The 13,948-nt window shown below is 35.4% G+C and carries 10 protein-coding genes; 8 read left to right on the top strand and 2 right to left on the bottom strand.

Going from position 1 to position 13,948, the window contains the following annotated elements:
- The first annotated feature begins 8 nt into the window (after positions 1–8).
- The 7 genes from CRO00_RS11705 (at position 9) to CRO00_RS11675 (ending at position 8,476) form a co-directional block, all read left to right on the top strand.
- Positions 9–1,487 carry a glutamate synthase subunit beta gene (locus tag CRO00_RS11705; RefSeq protein ID WP_097073853.1) on the top strand — a complete coding sequence of 493 codons (1,479 nt, stop codon included), beginning with the start codon at positions 9–11 and terminating at the stop codon, positions 1,485–1,487.
- Between the two features lie 361 nt (positions 1,488–1,848).
- The gene (gene sufC, locus CRO00_RS11700) at positions 1,849–2,628 is read left to right on the top strand and encodes a Fe-S cluster assembly ATPase SufC (RefSeq protein ID WP_097073852.1); all 780 of its coding nucleotides are present in this window, start codon (positions 1,849–1,851) and stop codon (positions 2,626–2,628) included.
- Positions 2,629–2,643: 15 nt separating this feature from the next.
- Entirely contained in the window at positions 2,644–3,951 is a 1,308-nt protein-coding gene (sufD, locus tag CRO00_RS11695) for a Fe-S cluster assembly protein SufD (protein WP_097073851.1), read from the top strand.
- Entirely contained in the window at positions 3,951–5,174 is a 1,224-nt protein-coding gene (locus CRO00_RS11690; RefSeq protein ID WP_097073850.1) for a cysteine desulfurase, read from the top strand. The genes sufD and CRO00_RS11690 overlap by 1 nt, the downstream gene beginning before the upstream one ends.
- The gene (gene sufU / locus CRO00_RS11685; protein WP_097073849.1) at positions 5,164–5,601 is read left to right on the top strand and encodes a Fe-S cluster assembly sulfur transfer protein SufU; all 438 of its coding nucleotides are present in this window, start codon (positions 5,164–5,166) and stop codon (positions 5,599–5,601) included. The genes CRO00_RS11690 and sufU overlap by 11 nt, the downstream gene beginning before the upstream one ends.
- A gap of 21 nt (positions 5,602–5,622) precedes the next feature.
- On the top strand, positions 5,623–7,020 hold the full coding sequence (sufB, locus tag CRO00_RS11680) for a Fe-S cluster assembly protein SufB (RefSeq protein WP_097073848.1): 1,398 nt from the start codon (positions 5,623–5,625) through the stop codon (positions 7,018–7,020).
- Positions 7,021–7,669: 649 nt separating this feature from the next.
- Positions 7,670–8,476, top strand: a complete 807-nt coding sequence (locus CRO00_RS11675) for a flagellin N-terminal helical domain-containing protein (protein WP_097073847.1) — start codon at positions 7,670–7,672, stop codon at positions 8,474–8,476.
- Between the two features lie 258 nt (positions 8,477–8,734).
- Here CRO00_RS11675 and CRO00_RS11670 read toward each other — a convergent pair whose 3' ends face one another.
- The gene (locus CRO00_RS11670; protein ID WP_161946671.1) at positions 8,735–9,466 is read right to left on the bottom strand and encodes a response regulator transcription factor; all 732 of its coding nucleotides are present in this window, start codon (positions 9,464–9,466) and stop codon (positions 8,735–8,737) included.
- Complete coding sequence (locus CRO00_RS11665; protein ID WP_141396963.1) at positions 9,441–11,543, bottom strand: sensor histidine kinase; 2,103 nt, start codon at positions 11,541–11,543, stop codon at positions 9,441–9,443. Before CRO00_RS11665 ends, CRO00_RS11670 begins: the two co-directional genes overlap by 26 nt.
- Positions 11,544–12,057: 514 nt before the next feature.
- Between CRO00_RS11665 and CRO00_RS20160 the strand changes: the two genes are divergently transcribed.
- A partial coding sequence (locus tag CRO00_RS20160; protein WP_419865881.1) for a fibronectin type III domain-containing protein occupies positions 12,058–13,948 on the top strand: 1,891 nt, incomplete at its 3' end.

Below are 13,948 nucleotides of genomic sequence, written 5' to 3'. Positions count from 1 at the left end.
GGAAAGCAATGGGAAAACCAACCGGATTTATGGAGTACAAAAGAGAGAAGATTAAAGAACAACCAGCCAATGAGCGTATTTCAACTTGGAATGAATATGCGACAAGGTTAACCGATGATTCGTTGCAAATTCAAGGTGCACGTTGTATGGACTGTGGTACACCGTTCTGTCACATGGGAGTTGAAATTCGTGGAGCAGCAGCAGGTTGTCCAATCCAAAACGTAATCCCTGAGTGGAATGATTTAGTGTATAAAGGACATTGGAAGGAAGCATTAGATCGTCTTCATATGACGAATAATTTTCCAGAATTTACAGGGCGTGTTTGTCCAGCGCCTTGTGAAGGTTCCTGTACGTTAGGCATAAATGAGCCAGCAGTGGCAATCAAATCAATCGAACGTTCAATCATTGATAAAGGTTTTGAAAATAATTGGATTACACCAAGAGTTCCGCAATCACGTACTGGGAAAAAAATCGCGGTTGTCGGTTCAGGTCCTGCTGGCTTAGCAGCTGCTGATCAGTTAAATCAATTAGGTCATAGTGTTACAGTCTACGAGCGAAATGATCGCCTTGGTGGATTACTAATGTACGGTATACCAAATATGAAGCTTGAAAAAAGTGTGATTGAGCGACGTATTAATTTGCTTCGTCAAGAAGGGATTGACTTTGTTGTAAATACGGAAATTGGCAAAGACATTTCATCAGATGAATTAAAGTCTCAGTATGATGCTATTATTTTATGTATCGGTGCTCAAAAACAACGCGTACTTCATTTAGAAGGTAGTGACGCAAAAGGTATCCACTTGGCGATGGATTATTTAACAGGTGTTACACAAAGTTTACTAGATTCAAATTTCCAAGATGATAAGGCTATCGATGTAAAAGGGAAAGATGTAATTGTTATCGGTGGTGGTGATACTGGTGCGGATTGTGTAGCTACTGCTCTACGTCAAAAAGCACGCTCTGTTCACCAGTTTGGGAAACATCCAGAATTACCGAAAACTCGTCAAGATGACCGTCCATGGCCACAAGATCCGAATATATATAAACTAGATTATGCATATGAAGAGGCAGCAGCTATTACAGGTAGAGATCCTAGAGAATATTGTATTCAAACGAAAAAAATTGTGGCAGATGATAAAGGAAATGTAAAAGAACTTCACACAATTCAAATGGAAAAAATATTAGGTGATGATGGATTCCATTACTTTAAGGAACTACCTGGTACAGAAAAAATTTGGCCTGCTCAAGCTGTCTTTGTTGCCATAGGATTTGAGGGAGTAGAAAAAACTTTACCAGAACAGTTTGGGGTGAAACTTTCTAATAATAAAATCCAAGCATCCATTAAAGATTTTGAAACGAATGTTCCGGGTGTATTTGCTGCAGGTGATGCGCGTCGTGGTCAAAGCTTAGTCGTATGGGCAATTAAAGAAGGTCGCGCAGTCGCTGCAAGTGTCCATGAATTTTTTACAACAAAAGTAACAATCTAATTTTGAACGGTTTTCAAGTTGAATCATCAATTTGAAAACCGTTTTTGTTTTTATGTATAGGATGATATTTAATAGAAGCAAACTAACATCGTCATAAGCATGGATTAACAACATTGCAATAGTGAAATAAATTCTCAATTAGTTTTTATTTATTGAAAATGATTTTCCCTTAACTACCGCCGCATTATTTTTCTCATATATAATAAAAATATACAAAATCTCAATATTTAAGCGCTTCCAACTGAAAAATATTGTTTGCGGAATAAATGTTTTGCATGGTTTGATGTTTTCGGTTAAGATTAGAATGATAATAAATTAGAAATGGTTCTACCATTCAATGTACAATTACGGAGGTTATACAATGTCAACTTTAGTTATTAAAGATCTTCATGTATCGATTGAAGATAAGGAGATTTTAAAAGGTTTGAACCTTACAATTAATACTAATGAAGTTCATGCAATCATGGGTCCTAACGGTACGGGGAAATCAACGTTAGCATCTGCGATCATGGGTCATCCTAAATATGAAGTTACTCAAGGTACAATTGAAATAGATGGTCAAAACGTGCTTGAAATGGAAGTTGATGAGCGTGCAAAAGCAGGTCTTTTCTTAGCAATGCAATACCCATCTGAAATTTCAGGTGTGACAAATGCAGATTTCATTCGTTCTGCTATCAATGCTCGTCGTGAAGAAGGCAATGAAGTTTCATTAATGAAATTCATCCGTGAATTAGATAAAACAATGGACTTCCTTGAAATGGACCAAGACATGGCTCAACGTTACTTAAATGAAGGTTTCTCTGGTGGGGAAAAGAAACGTAACGAAATTCTACAATTGATGATGATCAAACCAACATTTGCAATTTTAGATGAAATTGATTCAGGTCTTGATATCGATGCATTAAAAGTTGTTGCAAAAGGGATTAACGAAATGCGCGGTGAAGGTTTCGGATGTATCGCAATCACTCACTACCAACGTTTACTTAACTACATCACACCAGACCATGTACACGTTATGATGCAAGGTAAAGTTGTGAAATCTGGTGGTCCAGAACTTGCTCAACGTTTAGAGGCTGAAGGTTACGATTGGATTAAAAAAGAATTAGGTATTGAAGACGAAACAGTAGAACAAGCGAACTAGAGGAGGACGAAACAGATGACGGTTGAAACAAAATTGGCGTTATCAGCGGAGGAAGTAAGCTCGTTCTCACAAAGCAATAATGAACCAACTTGGTTTGCTAACTTACGTGCTACTGCAATTGAAAAAGCGGCTGAACTACCAATGCCAAAGCCAGATAAAACAAATATTACAAAATGGAACTTTACTGAGTTTCCAGTTCACACTGTTGAAAGTGCACCATTTAATTCATTAGATGAACTTCCAACAGAAATTAAAGAAATTATTGATATAAAAGGGCAAGAAAACCTTTATATTCAACGTAATAATACACCTGCTTTTATTAAAATGTCAGAAGAACTTAAATCCCTTGGTGTTATTTTCACAGATATTTTAACGGCTGTTCGTGAACATAGCGAGTTAGTTCAAAAATACTTTATGACAGAAGCCGTTAAAGTTGATGAGCATAAATTAACAGCTTACCATGCAGCACTTGTAAATGGCGGAGTGTTTGTATATGTACCAAAAAATGTTGTAGTGGAAAAACCATTACAAGTTGTATTTATTAATGATAATAAAGAAGCTTCATTATTCAACCATGTTCTAGTTGTTGCGGATAGTAATTCTTCAGTTACATATGTAGAAACTTATGTATCAACTGTCGAGCAATCTCAAGGTCAAGCGAATTTAATTGAAGAAGTAGTTGCTTTAGACAATGCCCAAGTAACATTTGGTGCGGTAGATGTTCTTGCAAAAGGATTCACAACATATGTAAACCGTCGTGGTCACCTTAAACGTGATGCGAAAATAGAATGGGCACTTGGTTTAATGAATGACTCTGATACAATTTCAGAAAACATTACCCATTTAGTAGGAGATGGATCTCTAGCCAATTCAAAATCAGTAGTAGTGGGTCGCGGAGTGCAAAAACAAAACTTCACTACAGAAATTCGTCACTGGGGTAAAAACTCTGAAGGCTTCATTTTAAAGCATGGTGTAATGAAAGAGTCCGCTCAAACGATTTTCAATGGAATTGGTAAAATCGAACACGGTGCAACAAAATCAAATGCTGAACAAGAGTCCCGAGTATTAATGTTATCTGAAAACGCTCGTGGCGATGCAAACCCAATGTTATTAATTGATGAAGATGATGTAATGGCTGGACACGCAGCTTCTGTAGGACGCGTTGACCCAGTTCAACTATACTATTTAATGAGCCGCGGTATTTCAAAAGCGGAAGCAGAGCGTTTAATAATTCATGGTTTCCTTGCGCCAGTTGTTAACAACATTCCAATTGAGAGTGTAAAAGCACAATTGACAAAGGTGATTGAAGGGAAAGTTCGCTAATGAATGAAATCCGAAAACAATTTCCAATTCTAGATCAAGAGGTAAATGGGCATCCGCTCGTTTACCTTGATAGTGCTGCAACATCACAAAAACCGAAACAAGTTTTAGATGTTATAAGAAAGTATTACGATTTAGATAATTCCAACGTACATCGAGGTGTACATACACTAGGTAATCGCGCGACAGATTCTTATGAAGGTGCACGAGAAAAGATTCGAAAATTTATTAATGCATCTTCAACAGAAGAAATCATTTATACTCGAGGCACGACAACTTCTATCAATACAGTTGCTTCAGGCTTTGGTCGACAAAATGTTTCAGAAGGCGATGAAATTGTTATTTCTTACATGGAACATCATTCGAATTTAATTCCATGGCAGCAACTTGCGAAAGAAAAAGGTGCAGTATTAAAATACTTCGACCTTGAAGAAGATGGAACGATTACGTTAGATACGGTTCGTGCTACAATTACGGACAAAACAAAAATTGTTGCTATTACAATGGCATCAAATGTACTTGGAACAATTAACCCAATTAAAGAAATCGCACAAATTGCCCACGAACATGGTGCAATTATTGTAGTGGATGCTGCTCAAGCTGCACCACATATGCCAATTGATGTTCAAGATTTAGATGTTGATTTCTTAGGATTCTCAGGACACAAAATGTGCGGACCTACTGGAATCGGTGTTTTATATGGTAAAAAAGCAATTTTAGAAAATATGGAACCAATCGAATTTGGCGGTGAAATGATTGACTTTGTAGAATTATTTGATTCTACATGGAAAGAGTTACCGTGGAAATTCGAAGGTGGTACGCCAAATATTGCTGGAGCTATTGGTTTAGGGGCTGCAATTGATTTCTTAACGGAAATTGGTTTAGAAAAAATCGCACAACATGAACACAATTTAGTAGAATATGCGATGTCTGAGATGGAAAAAATCGAAGGACTTACAATCTACGGTCCAAAAGATCCAATGAAACGTTGTGGTTTAATAACATTTAATTTAGAAGGTGTACATCCACACGACTTAGCAACTGTATTAGATATGAATGGGATTGCCATTCGTGCAGGTCATCACTGTGCTCAACCGCTTATGAAATGGCTAAAAGTGTCTGCAACAGCACGTGCAAGCTTCTATATGTACAATTCCAAAGAAGATATCGATGTGCTTGTGAAAGGATTACGCCAAGCGAAGGAGTATTTTAACGATGTCTACTAATAATCTTGATCAATTGTATCGTTCCGTAATTATGGATCATTATAAAAAACCACGTAACAAAGGTTCTTTAGAAGAAAACAGCGTTACGATTGATATGAATAATCCTACATGTGGAGACCGTATCCACTTAACATTAAAAATAAATGATGGTATTGTGGAAGATGCGAAATTCGACGGTGAAGGTTGTTCGATTTCAATGTCTTCTGCGTCTATGATGACTGAGGTCATTAAAGGGAAAAAATTAGAAGAAGCGCTTGAACTAGCAGACATTTTTTCGAAAATGATGCTTGGTGAAGAATATACAGATAAATATGATTTAGGGGATGTTGAAGCACTTCAAGGTGTTTCTAAGTTTCCTGCTCGTATTAAATGCGCCACTCTTGCCTGGAAAGCAATGGAAAAGGGCGTTAAAAACGAATCAAATTAGTTCTGAACGGAGGAGAAAAAAATGGCCAAACAAATGCCAGATATCGGCGATTACAAATACGGCTTCCATGATAAGGACGTTTCAGTTTTCCGTTCAAAACGTGGATTAACTGAAGAAATCGTTCGTGAAATTTCAAATATGAAAAATGAACCTGAGTGGATGTTAGATTATCGTCTAAAATCATTAGAGATTTTCTACTCAAAGCCAATGCCACAATGGGGTGGAGATCTTTCTGCATTAAACTTCGATGAAATCACATATTATGTAAAACCATCTGAAGCAACCCAAAAATCTTGGGATGAAGTTCCTGATGAAATTAAAGCAACATTTGATAAATTAGGTATTCCAGAAGCAGAACAAAAATATTTAGCGGGTGTATCTGCTCAATATGAATCTGAAGTAGTTTATCACAATATGAAAAAAGATTTAGAAGACCTTGGCATCGTATTCAAAGATACTGATTCAGCTTTACGCGAAAATGAAGATATCTTTAAAAAATATTGGGGTACAGTTATCCCATCATCTGATAACAAATTCGCTGCACTAAACTCAGCAGTATGGTCTGGTGGATCATTCATTTACGTACCACCAGGTGTTAAGGTTGAAACACCATTACAAGCTTATTTCCGTATTAACTCAGAAAACATGGGTCAATTCGAACGTACGTTAATTATTGTTGATGAAGGGGCACACGTTCACTATGTTGAAGGATGTACAGCACCTGTATATACAACAAACTCGCTTCACTCAGCAGTAGTTGAAATCATTGTTAAAAAAGATGCTTATTGCCGTTACACAACAATTCAAAACTGGGCTAATAACGTATACAACTTAGTTACAAAACGTACTGTTGTTGAAGAAAACGGAACAATGGAATGGATTGATGGTAACATCGGTTCTAAATTAACAATGAAATACCCAGCATGTATTCTTAAAGGTGAAGGTGCACGTGGTATGACGCTTTCAATTGCGATTGCAGGGAAAGGGCAACACCAAGACGCTGGTGCGAAAATGATTCACTTAGCACCAAATACATCTTCTACAATCGTTTCTAAATCCATCTCCAAACAAGGTGGTAAAGTAACGTACCGTGGTATTGTTCGTTTTGGTAAAAAAGCAACTGGCGCACGTTCAAACATTGAATGTGATACGTTAATTTTAGATAACCAATCAACATCGGACACGATTCCATACAACGAAATCTTAAATGACAACGTTTCTTTAGAGCACGAAGCAAAAGTTTCAAAAGTGTCTGAAGAGCAATTGTTCTACTTAATGAGCCGTGGTATTTCTGAACAAGAAGCGACAGAAATGATCGTAATGGGCTTCATTGAACCATTCACAAAAGAACTACCAATGGAATATGCCGTAGAAATGAACCGTCTGATCAAGTTCGAGATGGAAGGCAGTATTGGATAATAAATAACCAAAGTACGACTAAATCGAATTATGATTTAGTCGTATTTTTTTCTGCAAAAAAAAGTATCCCATTCTATGGAGTACGAGGAAACTTTTTAGACTACTGTAGCTTCACTCGTTGGTATTATTCAAGCTTTTTACTTAATCACTAAGTGACTACTCTCGAAGAACTAGAACCCCCTGTTTGATTTGAAGATTATCTGCACGAACCTCCCGATTAAAGGTAACCATGATTTTATGTATCTTCTTCATACTGTTGTCCCCCTTTACCAAGGTTAAGAAAATTTTACCTAAAAATGTAAAATTTAAATATCTCCGCAAACCATTTTCAATTAAACTGAAATTAGTAAATTATTCTTAGTTTTACTAGGAATTTTGAATTAGTTATAGAGAGGAGTTGTTATTTTAAAAAAATTGGAATTTGACGAATTTTTATAATGCCTCCAAGAATAATCAACAATGGATAAGAGTAATATGGATAAATCTAATTAGTAGATTTATAACATTAATCTGGTGTAGGCGGGTCATAATTACCAATGAATTTCATATGTTCAAAACCTGTACAACTTAAAAAAGGGTGTTATGATTTATATTCAAATTGGGTTTTTATTGGTAACTTAATTAACTAGAAGAGAATGGAGTGGTTATTATGAGAATTAATCATGATTTATTGGCGTATAACACGTATAAACAATTAACTACAAACACAGTGGACACTAATAAGAGTCTTGAGAAGCTGAGTTTACGTAACAATATAAATTCAACTTCAAATGAGATTAACTTGGAATTGGCGAGGCGAAGATATGAAATAGATAAATTGTCAGCTCCACAAAAACAAATCCAAGATACGAAAGCTAAATTAGATATTGCAGAAGGCGGCCTTAAGGAAACGGATTCGTTGTTGTTTCAGATGAAAGAATTAGCAGGAAAAGCTAGTAACGATATTTCGGATTCTGATCGTTCTTCGTATCAAGAGCAATTTAATAGCTTAGCGGAAGAAATCACAAAAATTGGTGATAAAATGAAAATTAATGGGGAGAATGCATTAGATGGAATATTAAACCTTGTGACGCAGACGAGCAATCTTGGGGGTCATGATCGTTCTGGAAAAATTGGAGATATGCTTCCAGGGGATCTGGGTATTTCGGGTTTATCGATTTCTACTAAGACAGATGCTACTGCTGCATTTTCAAAAATTGAAGAGGCCATGTCTACGATTTCAGACCAGCTTTCGTCTGTTGGCGCAGAATCGAATCGGCTAGATAAAATGTTTAGAAATATTCAACCGAGTATTGAATATTTAGAAAATACTAACTCCACTTCTCGCACCACTAGCATTAATATAGAGGAAGAAATGAAAAAATTAGAAGAAATGAAGCAGAAGATGGTTCCTATTATTAATAATCTACATCAAAACCAGAACCCAATTGGCGTACTCCAATTACTACGGGGCTAATTTTGAATACTCACTAGCCTTTTACAATGTAAATAATTTAAAATCTGATAAATTTCTTATTCTGGGAGCCATGGATTAAATTCACCGTAATTTCAGAATGAAAGGTAGAGTAAATTTGGGGGGCTGTCTACTTTTGACAGCCCTTATTGTATTCAGCCTCTAAGAGAATTCGCAGCTAAAGGAGATCGACAATTCAATCAACAGAATTAAGTTAATCGAATCCCCTATGTGCATTCATTTTTTTGAATAGTCCTAGCTTCATTCGTTCCTATTTTTTTCTGCTAAATAAAACTGATACCCAAGCCCTCGAACTGTCCGTATGAAATTTGAATGTCCCGTGTATTCTTCTAGTTTTTTCCTTAAATTACTAATATGAACCTTCAATGTTCGCGTATCACCAAGACTTTCTTCTCCCCAGATAAGCGTATAAAGTTCGTGGTTGTTTAATACTTTATTTGGATTTTGTGCAAGGATTGATAAGATTAGAAATTCCTTATTCGAAAGTGGTACAATCTCATCATTCACAAATACCTTTTGAAGGTAAAAATTAATTTTCAAATTTTCAATGATGATCTGGTTGATATCAAGCGGAGGTTTTTCATTAGTCATCAATTGTCGATTATATAAAGGGGCTCTCCTTAAATTCGATTTTATACGAGCAATCAGCTGATGTAAGTCAAATGGCTTCGTAACATAATCGTCTCCACCTAATTCTAAACCGTGAATTATGTCAGAACCATCTTGTAAACAACTTACAAAAATAATTGGGATATTCGAAAATTTACGGATGGTTTCACAAATTTCAAAGCCGTTCATATCTGGAAGCTGTACATCTAATAAAATTAAATCGATATCATTTGTTTCAAATGTCTGTAATGCAGAAATTCCGGTTGCACAAGAAATTGGTTGAAATCCATAACTTTCAAGTGCATCTTCAAGAAATTGTTGTATATCCAAGTCATCTTCAACGATTAAAATCTTTGAATTCAAGGCCCTCATCCTCCTTCACTAGTTGTACTGGAAGCCTAATTGTAAAGCTGCTCCCTTTTCCTAATTTACTTTTTACTGAAATTGTTCCATCATGTTTTTTAATAATTTCCCTACAAATAGCTAGTCCTAATCCTGAGCCTTTTATTTGCTTTAAAGAATTTTCCCCTTTTATAAACCGATCAAAAATATGTGGAAGTAATTCCTCGTCGATTCCTATCCCGGTGTCAGATATTTCTAGTAGGAGTATACCTTGTTCCTTTTCTTTGAAACAAGTATTCTTATAAATCAATTCAGCTTGAACATGAATTTGTCCCCCAACAGGAGTAAACTTAATCGCATTATTGATTAAATTTGACATGACCTGTTCAAAACGAAAGACATCAATGTTGATAAGAATGCTTACTCCGTCTGGTACATCTCGGGGTGGGGTATATATACTGTTCAAACCAGCTTTATCGATATCATGCTTATACCGTTGATAAAGATAGTCTAGTAAATAAATCGTATCCATTTGTTCAAAAGTAAACTCATATTGTCCTTCATCCATTTTTGCTAAATCTAGTAAGTCCTTTGATAAATGATTAAGTAATTTTGTTTTTTCAAACATAATATTTAAGTATTTTTCCTGTTCTTTTGAAGGTGCTTTTGTTTGTAACAATTGGATATAGCCTTGAATGGATTGCATCGGTGTTCCAAATTCATGGGCGACGGAAGAAAAGAAGGATTTACGCGTTTCTTCAATATAGCGTAATTCCTTATTAGTTTTTTCAAGGTCTTTCGTTCGGGTTGCAACAATTTGTTCAAGCGATGAATTTACTTCATGCAGTTCGTTTGAGAGTAGTTCAACTCGTTTAAAAGCGTTCGAACTTTTCTTTGCAACAATTAGAGTTTGTATAAATAGACAGGTTAGTGCCGCAATTGGAGTTAAGTCCATACTATTAATTCGTTGTTCATAGTAAAAACTATCATTGAGAATTCCTAAAGCCAACAATATCACTGAGAGAATACTAATTAAACCTCCTTCCCGTTTCCGAATGGTCGCGAGAATAAGAACATAAATATAGTAAATGAACATGAACACTAAAAAGATTTCGAATGGTCGCCTATAGTGAGTAAATATATTTGCAGGAAAACAGGTTGTTAAACTAAACAATAGACAAATAATACTTGCTACATATACAATTTTTCTGTTTACTTCTTTCGGAAAAAGAAAAGCTAAAAAAATAAAAATAATCATTATACCGAAATAAATAGTTAGATATTCAAGTTTAACACTGAGCTCCCATGAGAATGTCGGAAAGAGATAGATTAAAAGTAGTTCTCCAACTAAAATGGTTCGCAGCGAAATACCTAGACAAAGAACACCTAAGAATAGTGGAAGTGTAGTTGTTGCCCGAAACAACCAAAGAGAAATATGATATAAACCAATTGCAAAAAGGCTACTTGCAATGATAACTTCTCTAATGACATTTAATTCTCTGAGTTTAGATATCTCTTGACTAGTTCCGAACTTCACAGCTGACCACATTCCACCTTTTCTCGAATAAAAATTTGATACTTGCATGATTACTTCAATTTCATTTGCTTGTGGCATAAAGGAGGCTACTTGTGAATAAGATTTTGGTTCCATGCTATTTCGATCTTTGCCCACCACGCCATTTTTAGCAAGTAATTCACCATCCACAAAAAGCTGGAAAGCAGAAGCAACAGAAGGCAAATAAAACGACAACGGTTTATTTTGATTTTTTTCATTAATTTTTATGATTAAACGATAGGTACCATAGCCGTCGTTTGATAGTGCATTTGTCCCCGTATATTCTGCCATTGACCAAACGGCAGGCGCTTGAATCCAATCTTTCTTATGTGTGGTTTGTCCGCTAAAATCCTCAGGAGTCAATAACTCTCCCCAATAAAACTCCCATTCCCCCTCAAGCTTTAGAACTTGACTATTAAGTGGCTGCTCTTGAAGATCAAGCACCCCTTGTTTGATTTGAAGATTATCTGCACGAACCTCCCGATTGAAGGGAACAAAGGAAATAATGAAAACAGCAACCATAATTATAAGTATCTTCTTCAACTGTTGTCCCCCTTTACCAAGGATAAGAAAACTTTACCTGAAAGTGAAAAACTTAACCATCCCCACAAACCATTTTCAATTAAACTAACATTAGTAAAGTATGTATTCCATTTTAGTTTACTAGGAATTTTGTAGTAGGAATAGAGGGAAGTTGTAATTTTGTAAAAAGTGGGTGTTTAATAGACTTCCATAATGCCTAAAAGAATAATTAACAATTGATGAGAGTAAAAGGTAGTTGTAAGTTAGTAGATTTTAATATGGTGGGCTGATTATGATGTAGGCGGAATTTATAACACTTGATATAGTTTTCAATGATTTTCATAGGTTCAAAACCTGTTCTACATATAAAGGGGTGTTATCAGATGAAACATAAACGATGGGAGTTTTTATTGTGAAGCTTGTGTTTCTTAAAATAATTTGATTTTAGAAAAATGGAATTAATTCTTTAAATGATTATTTGAAAAATAGTCGGAATTAAAATCCAATAATTTAAGGATTATAGGGGAGCATTGATATGAATACAAAAAGTACTGCGAATAAAAGTTTTATATTTATTTTGATTTTCTGTATGATTTTTTCTATAATTTCTGGATTCCCATTTCAAAAAGTAAGTGCGAGTACAAACAATTCTGCCTTTCAAGTTTATTCAAAAACAGTGAATATGGGTGAAGAGGTTTCTTTGTTTGCTGAAGAATTGGGCTATAAGGATTATCAGTTTATCTATTTTGACTCTACTCCTGGAAATGGAAGTCATTTAGGAAACGGATCAGCTACAAATCACATACAAACTGGATTCTCCTTTCCCAAAGAAACTGTTGATTCAGGTCAAATAAAATTTAAATCTGATGTAGCAGGGGTTTATTCCTTTAAAGTTAGTTGGCAATCAGGGCAAGGACTCCAAGGAACTAAAATGGCTCCTTATACAGAACCAATTACAATTACAATTTTAGTAGTCAATGGTCCTCCAACAGATATTAAATTAATAAATTCAAATGTACCTGATGGATATTCAGGAGTAAGAGTAGGTTATATTGAAAGTAGCGACTATTATTACGATACTAATAGTTATAGTATTGTAAATAATCCTAACGATATGTTTGAAATATCAACAATCGATAGTTCTAAAAAATTAGGGATGTTACGGATTAAAGAAGGAAAAACTCTGGCTGCTGGAAAAAAAGCAACGGTCAGAGTTAGGGCAACAGATAGTGCAAATAATATATTCGAAAAAGATGTTACAGTAAATGGTGTTATACCCAAAATATTAAAAGTTGCACCTGGAAAATCAATTTCTTGGACATACGGTGGTCCAGATATATCGAATCCAAAAAATATTCTAATGCCTGAGAAAGGTAAAGGGTTTTCTATCTATGAAGGTATCGAATACAAATGGGATGAGTGGGGGGTATATAAAGATGAAATCTTAAACTATACTGCACCTAATGAAACTGGTATTGATTCATTTATATTAGATAATGAATATTACATCGTAGAAATAGCTAATCAAGTTGATAATGCTCCATCTGCAGGAAACAATGGTAATATTACTACTTCTAATATTAACACTTCAGGTTTGACTTTAAGTTGGACAAAAGCTACAGATGATAATACCGCCCCAAATGATTTAGAGTATCAAGTCTATCAATCTACTACTAACAATATTGATACTGTTAGTAATATTGAATCAAGTGGTATTAGCCCGTTGTTTGTATCTAAAGGTATTAACATATTTAATTTTACTGGTTTATCTCCAAATACTACATATTTTTTCAATATCCTTGTTAAGGACGCTGTAGGAAATAAGAGTGTTTACCAGATGAAACAAGTAACAACGGCAAGTTTAACAAACGCAGCGAAACCAAGCATACACACTCAACCAACAGACCAAACGATTAATGTGGGAGATTCAGCCACTCTAAATGTTACAGCAAGTGGAGGAGTATCGTTAAGCTATCAATGGTATAGCAACACAACGAACAGCACAACTGGAGGTAAAGCAATCACTGGTGCGACAAGTCCAACATATACAGCCCCAACAGATACTGCAGGAACAACTTATTATTATGTAGTGATTACAAATACAGATAACAGTGCGACAGGCCAACAAACGGCAACAGCTACGAGTTCGGTGGCAAAGGTACAAGTGAATACAAACGCAGCGAAACCAAGCATACACACTCAACCAACAGACCAAACGATTAATGTGGGAGATTCAGCCACTCTAAATGTTACAGCAAGTGGAGGAGTATCGTTAAGCTATCAATGGTATAGCAACACAACGAACAGCACAATTGGAGGTAAAGCAATCAATGGTGCGACAAGTCCAACATTTACAGCTCCAACAGGTACTGCAGGAACAACTTATTATTATGTAGTGATTACAAATACAGATAACAGTGCAAACA

This window comes from Ureibacillus xyleni (assembly GCF_900217795.1).
Taxonomy (GTDB): Bacteria; Bacillota; Bacilli; order Bacillales_A; family Planococcaceae; genus Ureibacillus; species Ureibacillus xyleni.
This window is presented reverse-complemented; position numbering and strand designations above follow the sequence as displayed.

Coding starts and splice junctions, on each gene's coding strand:
- CRO00_RS11705 (WP_097073853.1), top strand. CDS start 9: ATGGGAAAACCAACCGGATTTATGGAGTACAAAAGAGAGAAGATTAAA.
- sufC (WP_097073852.1), top strand. CDS start 1,849: ATGTCAACTTTAGTTATTAAAGATCTTCATGTATCGATTGAAGATAAG.
- sufD (WP_097073851.1), top strand. CDS start 2,644: ATGACGGTTGAAACAAAATTGGCGTTATCAGCGGAGGAAGTAAGCTCG.
- CRO00_RS11690 (WP_097073850.1), top strand. CDS start 3,951: ATGAATGAAATCCGAAAACAATTTCCAATTCTAGATCAAGAGGTAAAT.
- sufU (WP_097073849.1), top strand. CDS start 5,164: ATGTCTACTAATAATCTTGATCAATTGTATCGTTCCGTAATTATGGAT.
- sufB (WP_097073848.1), top strand. CDS start 5,623: ATGGCCAAACAAATGCCAGATATCGGCGATTACAAATACGGCTTCCAT.
- CRO00_RS11675 (WP_097073847.1), top strand. CDS start 7,670: ATGAGAATTAATCATGATTTATTGGCGTATAACACGTATAAACAATTA.